Consider the following 15,736-nt stretch of genomic DNA (forward strand, 5'->3'; position numbering starts at 1 on the left):
TCGTGGTCGGCGTGGACTTCGGCCACACCCACCTGCGGGTCGCCGTCGGCAACCTGGCGCACCGGGTGCTGGCCGAGGAGAGCGAGCCGATCGACGTGGACGTCTCGGCCCAGCAGGGCTTCGACCGCGCCGAGGCGCTGGTGGCCAGGCTGCTGGCGCAGGCCGGCTTCAAGGCCGAGAAGGTGATCGGGGTGGGCCTGGGCGTGCCCGGCCCGATCGACCAGGAGACCGGGGCGCTGGGCTCCACCGCGATCCTGCCGGGCTGGACGGGCATCGCGCCCGGCCGGGAGCTGGCCCAGCGCCTGGGCATGGAGGTGCACGTCGACAACGACGCCAACCTCGGCGCGCTCGGCGAGCTGGTCTGGGGAGCGGGCCGCGGGCTGACCGACCTGGCGTACATCAAGGTGGCCAGCGGCGTCGGCTCCGGCCTGGTGATCAACGGTCAGATCTACCGCGGCCCGGGCGGCACGGCGGGCGAGATCGGGCACATCACGCTGGACGAGTCCGGCCCGGTCTGCCGCTGCGGCAACCGGGGCTGCCTGGAGACCTTCGTCGGCTCCCGGTACCTGCTCAATCTCTTGAACGCCAACCACCCGGGCGAGCTGACCCTGACCAAGGTGGTGCAGCTGGCGCAGCAGGGCGACCTCGGCTGCCGCCGGGTGATCGCCGACGCCGGCCGGCAGATCGGCACCGGCGTGGCCACCCTGTGCAACCTGCTCAACCCCCGCCGGGTGATCCTCGGCGGAGACCTGGCCGAGGCCGGTGACCTGGTGCTTTCCCCGATCCGGGACTCGGTGGTGCGGTACGCGATCCCCTCTGCGGCACGCCAGCTCTCGGTGGTGCCGGGCACGCTGGGTGGCCGGGCCGAGGTGCTCGGGGCGCTCGCGCTGGTGATGAGCGAGATGGGCGAATCGGGCGCAATCCGGCAGACCACCACCGTGGGGGCCTGACTCCGGAAATCGCTCTCCAGCGTCCGATTGTGGCGAAGCCGAGGCCGAACGTGTCCGTTTGGTCTCGGCTTCGCCTTCATGAAGATAACGAAAGGGTTCGGATCGTCGTTCGCTTGGTTTTACTTATTGACGACAAGCGATCGCCGGAGGTTGACTCCCTCTCACCTCGCCGCAACGTTGCGGCTCCGTCAGGGAGGCACCCCCCACCATGAACGCAATGATGCGTCGCGTCGTCATCGGTACCGCTGCCGTGTCGATGGCCCTCGGAATGGCCGCCTGTGGCAAGGCCGGTGACGACAAGAAGGACAGCGCCTCGTCGGGCGACACCAAGTCGATCGGCCTGCTGCTCCCGGAGAACGCGTCCTCCACCCGCTACGAGTCCTTCGACAAGCCTTTCATCGAGGCCAAGGTCAAGGCACTGTGCGGGGACTGCACCGTCAAGTACAGCAACGCCGAGGGCTCCGCCTCGAAGCAGAAGCAGCAGTTCGACACCCTGATCGCGCAGGGCGTGAAGGTGATCATCCTCGACGCCTTCGACGCCACCTCCACCCAGTCCTGGGTCAAGGAGGCCGCCGCGAAGGGCGTCAAGGTCGTGGCGTACGACCGTCTGGCCACCGGCCCGGTCTCCGCCTACGTCTCCTTCGACAACGAGAAGGTCGGCCAGCTCCAGGGCGAGGCCCTGATCGAGGCGCTGGGCGCCAAGGCCGCCGACGCCAACGTCGTGATGATCAACGGTGACGAGGCCGACCCCAACGCGGCCTACTTCAAGTCCGGTGCCAAGAAGGCGCTCGACGGCAAGGTCAAGAAGATCGTCTACGAGGCCTCCGGCGAGTGGAAGCCGACCATCGCGGGCCAGAAGATCGGCACCGCGATCACCTCGCTGGGCAAGGACGGCTTCCAGGCCGTCTACTCCGCCAACGACGGCATGGCCGCCGCGATCATCACCCAGCTGAAGGCCGCCGGGATCAACGTCCCGGTCGGCGGCCAGGACGCGGGCATCGACGCCATCCAGCGCCTCGTCTCGGGCGACCAGGCCTACACCATCTACAAGGCCTACAAGCCGCTGGCCGACTCGGCCGCCGAGCTCGCCGTCAACCTGCTCCAGGGCAAGGACGTCAAGGCCGTCGCCTCCTCCACCGTGGACAGCCCGACCGACAAGGGCATCCCGGCGAAGCTGCTGACCCCGAAGGTCGTCACCAAGGCGAACATCAACGACACCGTGATCGCCGACCAGCTCTACAAGGTGGCCGACATCTGCACCGCCGACTACGCCGCCGCCTGCGCCGCCGCGGGCCTGAAGTAAGTCCGGTACGGGCCGGCGCCCCTGACGGGGCGCCGGCCCCCCGCGCGGCGTGACATCCGACCGCCGCGCCCCCTCGACGTTTCTCGTACTACCCCTGGAGATGGTTCACGTGACAGGCGCACCCGTACTGGCGTTGCGCGGGGTCTCCAAGCGCTTCGGTGCCGTCCAGGCGCTCACCGACGTCCACCTGGAGGTCCACGCCGGAGAGGTCGTCGCGCTGGTCGGCGACAACGGCGCAGGCAAGTCGACGCTGGTGAAGACCATCGCCGGCGTCCACCCGATCGACGAGGGTTCGATCGAGTGGGAGGGCCGCGAGGTCCGGATCAACCGCCCGCAGGACGCCCAGGCCCTCGGTGTGGCCACCGTCTACCAGGACCTCGCGCTCTGCGACAACCTCGACGTGGTCGGCAACCTCTTCCTCGGCCGCGAGCTGAGGAAGTTCGGGACCCTGGACGAGGTCGCGATGGAGAAGCGGGCCAAGGAGCTGCTCGACACGCTCTCCATCCGCATCCCCAGCGTGCGCATCCCGATCGCCGCGCTCTCCGGCGGCCAGCGCCAGGTGGTCGCGATCGCCCGCGCCCTGGTCGGCGACCCGAAGGTCGTCATCCTGGACGAGCCCACCGCCGCGCTCGGCGTCGAGCAGACCGCCCAGGTGCTCGACCTGGTCGAGCGGCTCCGCGACCGCGGCCTCGGGGTCATCCTGATCAGCCACAACATGGCGGACGTCAAGGCCGTCGCGGACACCGTGGCGGTGCTCCGGCTGGGCCGCAACAACGGCTCCTTCCCGGTCGCCACCACCACGCACGAGGAGATCATCTCCGCCATCACCGGAGCCACCGAGAACGCCGTGACGCGGCGTCAGGCACGCATCGCGGAGGACGCCAAGTGAGCACCACCGACTCCACCACCCCGGCCCCGCCCGTCGACCCGCGCCTGCTGGTCCGTCAGCAGGGCGTCGCCGGCTACCTGGACGAGTTCAAGCGGAAGATGAAGAGCGGCGAGCTGGGCTCCGTCCCGGTCGTGCTCGGCCTGATCCTGATCGCGGCCATCTTCCAGGGCCTGACCGGCGACTTCCTGAACGCCGACAACCTCACCAACATCACGCTCTGGATCGCGGGCCCCGGCCTGATCGCGGTCGGCATCGTGTTCGTGCTGCTGCTCGGCGAGATCGACCTCTCGCTCGGCTCGGTGGCCGGCGTCTCGGCCGCGATAGCCGGCGTGCTGTCGGCCCGTCAGGGCGTCAACGAGTACCTGGCGATCCTGATCGCGCTGGCCGCCGGTGTCGCCATGGGCGCGCTGCACGGCTTCTTCTTCGCCAAGATCGGCGTCCCGGCCTTCGTGGTCACGCTGGCCGGCCTGCTCGCCTGGAGCGGTCTGCAGCAGTACGTGCTCGGCGACAAGGGCACCGCCAACGTGGTCAACGACGGCGTGATCGCCGACCTGGACCACTACTTCATCGGCGACGGCGACATCGCCGCCACCTGGATCTTCGCCCTCCTCGGCGTCGCGCTCTTCGCGGCCGGCCAGGTGCTGGACGCCCGCCGCCGCGCGGCCGCCGAGCTGCCCTCCCGCCCGATGAGCGAGATCGCCCTGCGCACCGGCGTGCTCGCGGTGATCGCGGTCGCCGCCGCCGCCATGCTCAACCAGAGCCAGGGCCTGCCGCTGCCGCTGGTGATCTTCCTCGGCATCGTGGTGCTGAGCGACTTCGTGCTCCGCCGCACCTCCTACGGCCGCCAGATCTTCGCGGTCGGCGGCGGCATCGAGGCGGCCCGCCGGGCCGGCATCAACGTGGCCTGGGTGCGGATCTCGGTCTTCATGATCTCGGCCGGCATGGCCGCCCTCGGCGGACTGTTCATCATGAGCCAGCAGGGGTCGGCCGACAAGGCGCTCGGCGGCGGCAACGTGCTGATGAACTCGATCGCCGCGGCCGTCATCGGCGGCACCAGCCTGTTCGGCGGCCGGGGCAAGACCTGGTCGGCGCTGCTGGGCATTCTGGTGATCCAGTCGATCATCACCGGCCTGGACCTGGTGCACGTCAACCAGTCGATCCAGTACATGATCACCGGCGCGGTGCTGCTCGCCGCGGTGGTCCTGGACTCGGTCTCCCGGCGGACCCAGAAGTCATCCGGTCGAGGTTGACCGTAAATCCGATCATGTGAGGCTCGGCACCCGAACCGTTCGGGTGCCGAGCCTCGTCATGTCGGTCAACACCGGTCAACCCCAGGCGCACTGACAAGCGTCCGCCAGGCGGACATTAGACTCGGGCAGTCCGGCCGTACGCGGCCCGAGAAAAAAATCGGAACGAGGAGGAACGGGTGGCCCTGCTGACCCGCATTCGGGGACCGCGCGATCTCGACCGGCTCACGCCCGCCCAGCTGGCCGAGCTGGCCGGAGAGATCCGGACGTTCCTGGTCGAGGAGGTCTCCAAGACCGGCGGACACCTCGGGCCGAACCTGGGCGTGGTCGAGCTCACCATCGCGCTGCACCGGGTCTTCGACTCCCCGCGCGACCGGATCATGTTCGACACCGGCCACCAGAGCTACGTGCACAAGCTGCTCACCGGCCGTCAGGACTTCTCCGAGCTGCGGATGAAGGGCGGCCTCTCCGGCTACCCGTCCCGCGCCGAGTCCGAGCACGACGTGATCGAGAACTCGCACGCCTCCACCGTGCTCGGCTACGCCGACGGCCTGGCCAAGGCGAACGAGCTCCAGGGCCACGGCGACCGCCCGGTGGTCGCGGTGATCGGCGACGGCGCGCTCACCGGCGGCATGGCCTGGGAGGCGCTGAACAACATCGCCGACGCCAAGGACCGCCCGGTCGTCATCGTCGTCAACGACAACGAGCGCTCCTACTCCCCGACCATCGGCGGCCTGGCCAACCACCTCGCCACCCTGCGCACCACCCAGGGCTACGAGCGCTTCCTGACCTGGGGCAAGGAGGCGCTGCAGCGCACCCCCGTGGTCGGCCGGCCGGTGTTCGAGACCCTGCACGGTGCCAAGAAGGGCCTCAAGGACTTCATCGCCCCGCAGGGCATGTTCGAGGACCTCGGCCTCAAGTACATCGGCCCGATCGACGGCCACGACCTGAACGCCCTGGAGTCCGCCCTCACCAAGGCGCGCGGCTTCGGCGGCCCGGTGATCGTGCACTGCCTCACCGAGAAGGGCCGCGGCTACCACGCCGCCGAGAACAACGACGAGGACCGCTTCCACGCGGTCGGCGTGATCCACCCCGAGACCGGCCTGCCGATCAAGAGCGCCGGCAAGGACTGGACCTCGGTCTTCGCCGAGGAGATGGTCGAGCTCGGCCGCGAGCGCCAGGACATCGTCGGCATCACCGCCGCGATGCTCCACCCGGTCGGCCTGGCCCCGTTCGCCGAGGCCTTCCCGGACCGGATCTTCGACGTCGGCATCGCCGAGCAGCACGCCGCCGTCTCGGCGGCCGGCCTGGCCACCGGTGGCCTGCACCCGGTCTTCGCGGTCTACGCGACCTTCCTCAACCGGGCCTTCGACCAGGTCCTGATGGACGTCGCCCTGCACAAGCTGGGCGTCACCTTCGTGCTCGACCGGGCCGGCGTCACCGGCACCGACGGCGCCTCCCACAACGGCATGTGGGACATGTCGATCTGCCAGGTCGTCCCCGGCCTGCGGCTCGCCGCCCCGCGTGACGCCGACCAGCTCCGCGCCCAGCTGCGCGAGGCGGTCGAGGTCGACGACGCGCCGACCGTGGTCCGCTACTCCAAGGGCACCGTCGGCCCGGCCGTCCCGGCGGTCGGCACGGTCGGCGGCATGGACGTGCTCCGCCGCGACGAGGACCCCGAGGTGCTGATCGTCTCGGTCGGCGCGATGGCCACCACCTGCCTGGCCGTCGCCGACCTGCTGGCCGAGCGCGGCATCGCCACCACCGTGGTCGACCCGCGCTGGGTCAAGCCGGTCGACCCGGCCCTGCCCGGCCTGGCCGCCGAGCACCGCCTGGTCGTCACGGTCGAGGACAACGGCCGGGCCGGCGGCGTCGGCTCGATGATCGCCCAGGCCCTGCGCGACGCCGAGGTCGACGTCCCGCTGCGCGACTTCGGCATCCCGCAGGAGTTCCTCGACCACGCCACCCGCGACCAGATCCTGGCCGAGATCGGCCTCACCGCCCCGGCCATCGCCACCAAGGTCGCCGACACCCTGGCCCGCTCGGGCGCCTCCGTCTGAGGTTGGTGGTCACCCCGGGGGCGCGGGGAACTGCGCGAGTCGGAAGGCGGCTCACCTGCAACTGACCCACCGTCAGCCAGTTGCAGGTGCTGCCGTTCCCCTGCGCGCAGTTCCTCGCGCCCCTGCGGGGCACTCCCGGGCGGGGCGCTCCGCGTGCGCACTGTCCGAAAATAATCCGTCGCGCCCGCGCAGTGCCGCGCGTCACACTTCTGTCGGATCGTCACATCGAATGGCCGGACCGGCACCGCCCCCGGCAGAGCCGCCCGGTAGGTTGTCCCTCGTGTCCGTTGCCCTGGCCCGTCAGTTCGCCGCCCTGACCGGGCGGCTGCCCGAGCGCGTCCGGACGGGCTACTGGACCAGACTGGTCCCGGTGCTCGCCGTGCTGGCGACGGTCACGCACATCCCGTCCTTCCTCCGCCCCGTGTGGAGCCCGGACGAGGGCTACCTCGCCACCCAGGCCCGCATGCTGGCCGACGGCGGCGTCCTCTACGACACCGTGGTGGACCGCAAGCCGCCCCTGCTGCCCTGGCTGTACGAGGCCTGCTTCGCACTCTTCGGCTCGGCCTCGCTCTGGCCGCTCCGCACCCTGGCGATCGTCGCCCACCTGGTCACCGCGATCCTGCTGGCCTCGATCGCCCGCGGCCGCTGGGGCAACCGGGCCGGCGGCGCGGCCGGCGCGCTCTACCTCCTGGTCTCGATCGGCCTCTCCCCGGAGGACACCCAGGCGGCCACCTTCGAGGTCTTCATGCTGCCCGCGATGGTGGCCGCGTTCCGGTACGCCGAGCGCCGCCGCTGGCTGGCGGCCGGGATCGCGGTGGCGCTCTGCTCGCTGACCAAGCAGACCGGCGGGGCGGTGATGCTCCCGGTGCTCTGGATGCTGCTCCAGGACGCCCGGCTGCGCGGGGTGCGCTGGCAGCCGGCCCTGTTCAAGATCTGCTTCGGCTTCGCGCTGCCGATAACGCTGGTCGCGGTGATCCTCACCAATCCCAAGGGCTTCCTCTTCTGGGTGGTGACCGGCAGCGGCGACTACGCCTCGCTGGGCGGCGCCTGGCTCCAGATGACCGGCCGCGCGCTCGGCAACTCGGCCATCCTGCTGGCGGCCGGCCTCGGCTTCCTGGCCCCGGTCGGCCACCGCCTCTGGCTGAGGCTGCGTCACCGCGCGCTGCCCTCGCCCCGGGGCGAGGAGCACGGATCGAGCTCGGACCTCTGGGTCTGGCTGCTCTCCTCGGTGGTCGCGGTCTCCACCGGCTTCCACTTCTTCGGCCACTACTACCTGCAGCTGATGCCCCCGCTGGTGCTGTTGGGCACCGGCGCGGTGGCCACCTCGAAGATCCGCTGGAGGCCCGTACTGGTCTACAGCTCGGTCGCGTCCTTCGCCTTCTGCGCCCTCGCGGTCTTCTGGCCCGGCCAGCGGATGGACCACACCAGCCAGGTCGCCAGCACCATCGCCGAGCAGACCACGGCCAAGGACACCGTGCTGGTCTGGGGCATGCACCCGGAGCTCTACTGGCTGGCCGACCGACGCCCCGTCACCCGCTACCTGACGGCCGGCTTCCTCACCAACTTCAGCGGCGGCAAGGACGGCAAGGACGTCGGCGAGCAGTACAGCATGGCCGACGCCTGGCAGACCTTCGACCAGGAGCTGGCCACCAAGGGCCTCCCCGAGATCGTGGTCGACGACTCCGGCCGCTCCCCGTACCAGCCCGTCCACATCCCGAAGATCGAGAACCTCCTCGACACCCGCTACGAGGTGGTCGGGGTCAACGCCGACACCGTGATCTACCGCCTCAAGCGGTGAGCTCCAGCATCTTCCTGCTCCGCTTCGAGGGCGGCGAGCCCGCCGACCTGGACTCCGAGCGGTTCCTGCGGCTGACGCAGCCGTACGTCGTGGACGGCGGTCCGGGGGAGGGGTTCAGCCGGATCCGCACGGAGGACGGGGGCGAGGCCGACCTGTACCACCGGGACGGGCGCGGAGGCGTGACGATCACTCACTTCACCAGGGGCGAGGTGCTCGGGGTGATCGCCCGGCTGGCGGTGGCCCTCGGGGCGGTGATCGTCCCCCAGGACGGTCCGACGGTGTTCTTCCGGGAGGAGGACCGCGCTCAGCTTCCGGTGGCGCTGCGGGACGACGCGGTCGTCACCGAGCCCACGGCCGGGGCCCTGCTGGCGGCGCTGGAGGGGCGCTGAGGCGCGGTCAGCTCGGCGGCCACGGTGAGCAGGACTGCGGCGATCTCCAGGGCGCTCTCGCGGCGTTCGTCCGGGTCCTGGCCGGAGCGGGCGGAGACCTCGGCGAGGTGGAGCCGGGCGGCGGTGGCGAGGTCGCGTTCGACGGCGGCGACGGTGCGCCAGCGGCTGAGGAAGTCGTGCACGGGCACCAGGCTGTCGGTGCCGAGCGCCCGGGTGAAGGCCTGGTCGCGCTCGCGCTCCAGCTCCAGCAGGCGGTAGGGGGCGACGGAGGTGATGACGGCCCGGATCGCCGCGAAGGAGGCTTCGTCCAGCGGGGCCGGTTCGGCGGGGGCGGTGATGGTGCTCATCGTTCTGGTCCTTGCGTGTGCGGGGTCGCGTCCGGCGGTGCCAGGGCCCGGGCCAGGGCCGTCCACAGGCGGTTGGCCGGTGGGTACGGCAGCATGTCCTCGGCGTAGTACCACCAGAAGTGACCACCCAGGTAGCGCGGTGCGGTGACCGGCAGGGTGTAGTAGTGGGTGAGCTGCTCGGCCTTCTGCTCCTCCGTGGCCCGCCGGTCGGCGAGGCCGTTCTCGCCGAAGCCCACCCGCGCGTGCGGGAAGAGGCCGGCCAGTTCGGTGAAGACGGAGTCCCACTCGGCGAGCGGCGGGCGGTAGCCGTTGCATTCGTCCTCGTAGTAGGAGACCAGTACCCGGTCCAGGCCGTCCCGGAGCTCCTGCGGCAGGTGGGCCCGGGCCCACGGCAGCATCTCGTGCTCCGGGTCCTCGGCGCAGCCGGGGTTGTAGAAGAGGGTGAGGGCGGTCCGCCCGCCCGCCGCGACCACCTGGCGGTAGGCGTCGGTCACCTTGGCGGTGACCTGCTCGGCGGGGCCGAGCCAGCCGCCGTTGACCTCGTTGCCGACCTCCCAGAGGTCGATCTGCCCGCCGAAGGCGGACAGCAGGGCGGCGGTGCGGTCGTGGTACTCCGTCAGGGAGGTACCGGCCACCGCGCTGGAGTCCATCGGCAGGCCCATCAGGTAGCCGACGGGATGCAGGGCGGCCACCGCCTCGGCGTAGCCGGCCGGGTCGGTGCCGCGGTCGAAGACGATCCGCGCGGTCGGACGCTGCGGCAGGTCCCGTAGCGAGGCGGTCAGTTGGGGCAGCCGGGAGACGTCGTCCAGGGTGACGCCGTACAGGGTGTCGGGCAGCGTCCGGGCCGGGGGAGTGGTGCCGGGCGTCGTGGTGGGCAGCCCGGCGGGGGCGGAGCAGGCGAGCAGCAGGCCGACGCAGGCCACCGCGAGGGTGAGGTGGCGACGGCCGCTGCGCATCGGAGGTGCTCCCTACTCGACGGTGACGGACTTGGCGAGGTTGCGGGGCTGGTCGACCTCGTGGCCCTTGGCGGTGGCCAGCTCGCAGGCGAAGACCTGGAGCGGGACGGTGGCCACCAGCGGCTGGAACAGGTCGTGGGTGGCCGGGATCCGGATCAGGTGGTCGGCGAAGGGGGTGACGCTCTCGTCGCCCTCCTCGGCGATGACGATGGTGCGGGCGCCGCGGGCGCGGATCTCCTGGATGTTGGAGACGATCTTGTCGTGCAGCACTGAGCGCCCGCGCGGCGAGGGCACCACCACGATGACGGGCAGGCCCTGCTCGATCAGGGCGATCGGGCCGTGCTTGAGCTCGCCGGCCGCGAAGCCCTCGGCGTGCATGTACGCCAGCTCCTTGAGCTTCAACGCGCCCTCCAGCGCCACCGGGTAGCCCACGTGCCGCCCCAGGAACAGCACCGCGTGCGCGTCGACCAGCGAGCGGGCCAGCGCCCGCACCGGCTCCATCGTGTGCAGCACCCGGCCGACCTGGGCGGGCGTCTCGCCGAGCCGGCCGATCAGGTCGGCGGTCTCCGGAGTGCCGCCCCGGGCCTGGCCGAGGTGGAGGGCGACCAGGTAGCAGGCGACCAGCTGGGTGAGGAAGGCCTTGGTCGAGGCGACCGCGACCTCCGGCCCGGCGTGGGTGTAGAGGACGGCGTCGGACTCGCGCGGGATGGTGGAGCCGTTGGTGTTGCAGATCGCCAGCACCTTCGCGCCCTGCTCGCGCGCGTGCCGCAGGGCCATCAGGGTGTCCATCGTCTCCCCGGACTGGGAGATCGCGATCACCAGCGTCCGCCGGTCCACGATGGGGTCCCGGTAGCGGAACTCGCTGGCGACCTCCACCTCGCAGGGCAGGCGCGTCCAGTGCTCGATCGCGTACTTGGCGATGGCCCCGGCGTGGTACGCCGTGCCGCAGGCGACGATCACCACCTTCGCCACGTCCCGTACGTCCAGCGTCAGTTCATCGAGTGTCAGCTGCCCGTGGGCGCCGATCCGCCCGAGCAGGGTGTCCGCCACCGCCTTGGGCTGCTCGGCGATCTCCTTCAGCATGAAGTAGTCGTAGCCCCCCTTCTCCGCCGCCGAGGCGTCCCAGTCCACGTGGTACTCCCGCACCACCGCCGGCCGCCCGTCGAAGTCCGTCACCGACACCCCGTCAGAACGCAGCTCCACCACCTGGTCCTGCCCCAGCTCCACCGCCTCCCGGGTGAACGCGATGAACGCCGCCACGTCCGAGGCCAGGAAGTTCTCCCCCGCCCCACGCCCCACCACCAGAGGCGAGTTCCGCCGCGCCCCCACCACCACACCCGGCTGGTCCGCGTGCACCGCCACCAGCGTGAACGCACCCTCCAGACGCCGGCACACCACCCGCATCGCCTCCGCCAGATCCCCCGCGAACACCTCCCCCAACAGATGCGCCACCACCTCGGTGTCCGTCTCCGAGCGCAACACGTGCCCGCGGGCGGCCAGTTCGGAGCGGAGGGCGGCGAAGTTCTCGATGATCCCGTTGTGCACCACCGCCACCCGCCGGTCGTCGTCCAGGTGCGGATGCGCGTTCAGGTCCGTCGGACCGCCGTGCGTCGCCCACCGGGTGTGACCGATGCCGACCGCGGCTTCCGGCAGCGGTTCGTCGGCCAGGGCCTTGCGCAGGTTGACCAGCTTCCCGGCCCGCTTGCCGGTGGCCAGCCCGCCCGCGGCCTGGACGGTGATCCCGGCCGAGTCGTACCCCCGGTACTCCAGCCGCTCCAGCCCGTCCAGGACGACGTCCAGGGCCGCGCGTCCCCCTGTGTAACCCACGATTCCGCACATCGGAACCAGAGCCTCTCGGTAAAAGGGTCCCGGTCGCCGGCCCGGACGAGCGGGCCGGCAACCGGGCTGGTGCTCCGTCAGGGAGCGAGGACGGTGGCGGGGGAGGCGAAGGTGTAGCCGAGCGCCTTGATCCCGTTGACGGTCTGCTGAAGGGCGCTCAGACCGTAGGACGGGTGGTAGAAGAAGCTGGCGTAGCCGTCCCGCACCACCAGGTTCAGCTTGGCCGAGTTGATCATGTCGGCCGGCAGCCTGGGCGGGTTGTTGTTGGACATCTCGGGCTCGTAGTTGCCGAGGTTCTCCGGCAGCACGGTCTCGCCGTAGACGTCCCGCACGGGGTACGGGAAGAACTGGCCGATGAGCATCGAGTAGTCGATCGGCTTGCCGCTGAGCACGCCGCCGAAGTACAGCGAGCGCTCGTAGCGGGCGGCGAACCGCGGTTCGATGGCCCGGTAGTCGACGGCGGAGCCGGCGTAGTGCGGGAACTCGAAGATGGTCGGCACCGGCAGGCCGGAGAGGGTGAACTCCAGGGCGGCCGAGTTGATCCGGTTCAGCGCGTAGGTGCTGGAGTCGTTGGGCACGGGGCCCTGGTGGATGACCCAGTCGGTGTTCTGGCACGGGGCCCGGAACTGGTACGGCGGGTACTGGGTCACCGAGCACTGGGCCCGGTAGAACTCGAAGTCGTCACCGCTGACGCCGTCGTACGGGTTGGCGATGTTCGAGTACTGGTGCGTATAGCCGTGCATGAGCATCGTGCCGCCGTTGTTGATCAGCGACCTGATGGCCGTGATCATCGCGGGCGTCCGGGAGAGCCGCACGGTCTCCGCCCGGCCGTTGTTGTAGGTGCCCTTGGGGTCGGTGTAGACCGGGATGACACCGAAGCTGAACGGGATGTTCTGCGACTTCAGCCACTGGCCCATGGCGGTCAGCGCGACCGGGTCGTCGGCGGGGCTGATGTCCTCCAGCCGCACCATCGCCCGGTGCCGCTCGGCCGTCTGGGGCGCGAGGGCGTCGAAGAGCAGGTCGCTGAAGATCATCACCCGGTCGTTGGCGCTCACGTAGGAGAACGGGACGTCACCGATGTAGGTGAGGTTGTTCGAGCGGACCGCCCACGGGACGGTGGCCCCGGTGGAGTCGGTGGAGGAGGCGAGCACGTTCACCTTCGCCGGGTCGGTGATGGTCTCGCCCAGCACGCCGCCGCCGTTGAGCGGGTCGCGGCTGAGGCTCTGGCCCTTGTAGCCGACCGAGGTGATCGAGTTGTAGTTGAAGTAGGAGTTGGTCGGGTCCCAGCCGTAGGCGGCCGAGAAGTTCGCGGGGCCGACCTGGTTGGCAAGGTTCCAGATGTTGTCGTACAGCCAGATCACCGGCTTGGTCGTGCTGGTCACGTCCGTGTAGAAGGACGTCGGGATGCCGTCCGGGATCGGCTGGCCGTTGGTGTCGTTGGCCCCGTAGTAGGTGGAGCCGAAGTAGACCGTGGCCGAGTAGTTGTTGACCTCGCCGGGCTGGTACTGGGAGACCGGCTTCGGCGTCACGCTGCCGAAGTGGCCGGCCAGGTTGGCGGTGGTCATCGCGTACAGCTCGCCCAGGTGTCCGTACGGGCCGGCGGTGTCGTAGAGCACCAGCGTGCTCTTGCCGGTGTTCGGCGGCGGGTTGGCCGGGGCCTGGGCCAGGGCCTGCGGGAGGGCCTGGAGTTCGGTGGCCTTCTTCAGCTTCTGATGGGGATTCAGCTTCCGGTTCTTGTCGGCCTTCTTCTGTTCGGCACCGAAGGCGGCGCCGAGGTCGGTCGGGCCGCGGTCCTGTTTCTTGGACTCCTGGGACTTCTTCTGGTCGGGCGGCGCTTTCGCGGAAGCGGAGTCGACCGGGAGGAATCCCACGCTGAGGACGAGGGCGAGTGCCCCCACGATCGTCGTCCGGCCCCGCTTACGGCTCATTGAATGCACAGGCATGACAGCCCCTGGCGATGTGTGTTCAAGCCATGGATACGGGAATGCCCGGCGGCGTTCTCTCCCGGCGTCTCTACACAGAAGGCCGGCTGGCGCGCGGAACGGCACCGTAGAACCGGCCTGGAGTCGCGGGGATCTGGCGCTGACGCGACGTCAACACCGTCCAGCCGCAGCACAGGCGGTACACCCGACACTGGCACCGGCGCGGGTGGGTGTCAATCCCTTCCCGCGAGTAGCAAAGGATGGAATTCATTCATTGAAGGTCCACCCCACCCGTGTTAAATTGTTCGTGAAAGTCCCCATGGGGCGCGCGAAGATCCGAGTCGGCAGACGGTCGCCTTTCCCGGCTCGGGGAGTGAATGGCGAGACCGACCCCTCCACCGCGAGCGCGAGAGCCGTGTCATCGGCCGGCATCCGGTCGCATTCCGCCGGGGTTGATCTCCCATGTACGTGAACTGCGGAGCCAGCAGCGGAGTCTGCTTCAGTGCGGCGTCCGTCCTGCCCTCCGGCGCCTCCGGGTCCGAACTGGCCCGACTGCTGCTGGAGATCGCCGGTGCCGGCTTCGGCCTGTACGTCGTGGTCGGCCTGGTCCTGCTGCTGTACGGCCTGGTGGTCCGCCACCGCCGTTCCCGGCGGGGCCCGGCCGAGCCCCACGCGGTGCCGTCCGAGGTCACCGGGGCCACCGCCGTCCGACGGGGTGCGTCGTGCTGACGGCCGTCCTGCTCGGACTCTCCACCGCCGTCATCGTGACGGCGCTGGCGTACAACACCGGGATGTTCGTGCTGTCCCGGCGGGTCGTCCGGCCCACAGCGACGGACGACCCGCACCGCCGGCGGTACGTCTTCCTGATGGCCTGCCTCAACGAGGAGCGGGTGCTGGCCGAGAGCCTGCGCCGGCTGATGTCCCTGCCCCGGCAGGACGTCCTGGTGCTGGTGGTCGACGACGCCTCGGACGACCGCACCGCCGAGATCGTCCGCGCCGCGGACCCGTCCCGGGTGCTGCTGCACCAGCGGCACCTGCCGAACGCCCGCCGCGGCAAGGGCGCGGCGCTCAACGACGGCCTGCGGTACCTGGGTTCGTCCGGTCTGCTGGCCGGCACCGACCCCGAGGACGTGGTGGTGTGCGTGCTGGACGCCGACGGCCGGCTGGAGCCCGGCGCGGTCGACCAGGCCGACCGGTTCTTCGACGACCCGGCCACCGGCGCCGTCCAGATCGGCGTGCGGATGTACAACCGCGAGGACCGGCTGCTCTGCCGGATGCAGGACATGGAGTTCGTCGTCTACACCGACGTCTTCCAGTCCGGGCGCCGCCACATCGGCAGCGTCGGGATGGGCGGGAACGGGCAGTTCATGCGCCTCAGCGCGCTGCGCTCGCTCGGCCCCGAGCCCTGGAGCGACCGCCTCACCGAGGACCTCGACCTGGGCATCCGGCTGCTCGCGGCCGGCTGGCGCAACGAGTACTGCGCCACCGCCGCCGTGCACCAGCAGGCCGTGCTCGCGGTCCGCCCGCTGGTCCGCCAGCGCTCCCGCTGGTTCCAGGGCCACATCCAGGCCACCCGGCTGGTCCCGATGGTGCTCCGGGAGATCCCCGGCCGGGCCGCCGCGGACCTGGTCTACCACCTCTCCAGCCCGGCCCTGCTGCTGCTCACCTCGCTGCTCCCGCTGGCCTTCCTGGCCGGAGCCGTCGGCTTCCTCACCGACTCCCTCGCGGCGGGCCACAGCACCTTCTCGCCCTACTGGCTGATCCCGCTGTACCTGCTCGCCTTCGCCCCCGCCTACGCCTACGCGCACGTGTACCGGCAGCGGGAGGGCGAACTCGGCTGGTGGCGCTGCCTCCTGCTGGCCCACCTCTTCGTCGGCTACGGCTACCTCTGGTTCGCCGCCGGCTGGTGGGCCGTCGGCCGCACCGTCCGAGGCCGCACCGGCTGGCTGAAGACCGCCCGGACCTGACCCCGCGTCAGCGGCTGGTCCCCCCGGGCACCCCCTCTGTCCGACGCGTCGCGCCGTGCTCCCGCCGGA

13 protein-coding genes are annotated in these 15,736 nt (G+C 70.7%); 9 read left to right on the forward strand and 4 right to left on the reverse strand.

Annotated features, from left to right (window positions below):
* From ACWEPF_RS34985 to ACWEPF_RS35015, 7 genes are all read left to right on the forward strand, one after another.
* Positions 1-950, forward strand: a 950-nt coding sequence (locus ACWEPF_RS34985; protein ID WP_452175750.1) for an ROK family protein, incomplete at its 5' end; no start/stop codon positions are given.
* A gap of 208 nt (positions 951-1,158) precedes the next feature.
* Positions 1,159-2,253 (forward strand): sugar ABC transporter substrate-binding protein, encoded by a 1,095-nt coding sequence (locus ACWEPF_RS34990; protein ID WP_345288594.1) that lies wholly within the window; start codon positions 1,159-1,161, stop codon positions 2,251-2,253.
* A 100-nt stretch (positions 2,254-2,353) separates the two neighbouring features.
* Positions 2,354-3,142 (forward strand): ATP-binding cassette domain-containing protein, encoded by a 789-nt coding sequence (locus tag ACWEPF_RS34995; RefSeq protein WP_452175751.1) that lies wholly within the window; start codon positions 2,354-2,356, stop codon positions 3,140-3,142.
* Positions 3,139-4,392 (forward strand): sugar ABC transporter permease, encoded by a 1,254-nt coding sequence (locus tag ACWEPF_RS35000; RefSeq protein WP_452175752.1) that lies wholly within the window; start codon positions 3,139-3,141, stop codon positions 4,390-4,392. The genes ACWEPF_RS34995 and ACWEPF_RS35000 overlap by 4 nt, the downstream gene beginning before the upstream one ends.
* A 176-nt stretch (positions 4,393-4,568) precedes the next feature.
* On the forward strand, positions 4,569-6,449 hold the full coding sequence (gene dxs / locus ACWEPF_RS35005; RefSeq protein ID WP_345288597.1) for a 1-deoxy-D-xylulose-5-phosphate synthase: 1,881 nt from the start codon (positions 4,569-4,571) through the stop codon (positions 6,447-6,449).
* A 280-nt stretch (positions 6,450-6,729) separates the two neighbouring features.
* Positions 6,730-8,247, forward strand: a complete 1,518-nt coding sequence (locus tag ACWEPF_RS35010; protein WP_345288598.1) for a glycosyltransferase family 39 protein — start codon at positions 6,730-6,732, stop codon at positions 8,245-8,247.
* A complete protein-coding gene (locus tag ACWEPF_RS35015) occupies positions 8,244-8,636 on the forward strand; it encodes a hypothetical protein (protein WP_452175753.1) in 393 nt (130 codons plus the stop codon). The genes ACWEPF_RS35010 and ACWEPF_RS35015 overlap by 4 nt, the downstream gene beginning before the upstream one ends.
* Here the strand turns inward: ACWEPF_RS35015 and ACWEPF_RS35020 are convergent.
* The 4 genes from ACWEPF_RS35020 to ACWEPF_RS35035 all read right to left on the reverse strand — a co-directional run bounded on the left by ACWEPF_RS35020 (position 8,552) and on the right by ACWEPF_RS35035 (position 13,706).
* Positions 8,552-8,983 (reverse strand): DUF6247 family protein, encoded by a 432-nt coding sequence (locus tag ACWEPF_RS35020; protein WP_452175754.1) that lies wholly within the window; start codon positions 8,981-8,983, stop codon positions 8,552-8,554. The genes ACWEPF_RS35015 and ACWEPF_RS35020 overlap by 85 nt on opposite strands.
* The gene (locus ACWEPF_RS35025) at positions 8,980-9,939 is read right to left on the reverse strand and encodes a hypothetical protein (RefSeq protein ID WP_452175755.1); all 960 of its coding nucleotides are present in this window, start codon (positions 9,937-9,939) and stop codon (positions 8,980-8,982) included. The genes ACWEPF_RS35020 and ACWEPF_RS35025 overlap by 4 nt, the downstream gene beginning before the upstream one ends.
* A 12-nt stretch (positions 9,940-9,951) precedes the next feature.
* The gene (gene glmS, locus ACWEPF_RS35030) at positions 9,952-11,778 is read right to left on the reverse strand and encodes a glutamine--fructose-6-phosphate transaminase (isomerizing) (protein WP_452175756.1); all 1,827 of its coding nucleotides are present in this window, start codon (positions 11,776-11,778) and stop codon (positions 9,952-9,954) included.
* A 77-nt stretch (positions 11,779-11,855) separates the two neighbouring features.
* Complete coding sequence (locus tag ACWEPF_RS35035) at positions 11,856-13,706, reverse strand: DUF2334 domain-containing protein (RefSeq protein WP_452175757.1); 1,851 nt, start codon at positions 13,704-13,706, stop codon at positions 11,856-11,858.
* A gap of 456 nt (positions 13,707-14,162) precedes the next feature.
* Between ACWEPF_RS35035 and ACWEPF_RS35040 the strand changes: the two genes are divergently transcribed.
* Both ACWEPF_RS35040 and ACWEPF_RS35045 read left to right on the forward strand, forming a co-directional pair.
* Positions 14,163-14,429, forward strand: a complete 267-nt coding sequence (locus tag ACWEPF_RS35040; RefSeq protein WP_452175758.1) for a hypothetical protein — start codon at positions 14,163-14,165, stop codon at positions 14,427-14,429.
* Complete coding sequence (locus ACWEPF_RS35045) at positions 14,423-15,667, forward strand: glycosyltransferase family 2 protein (RefSeq protein WP_452175759.1); 1,245 nt, start codon at positions 14,423-14,425, stop codon at positions 15,665-15,667. The genes ACWEPF_RS35040 and ACWEPF_RS35045 overlap by 7 nt, the downstream gene beginning before the upstream one ends.
* Positions 15,668-15,736 lie beyond the last annotated feature (69 nt).

The organism is Kitasatospora sp. NPDC004289 (assembly GCF_053602875.1).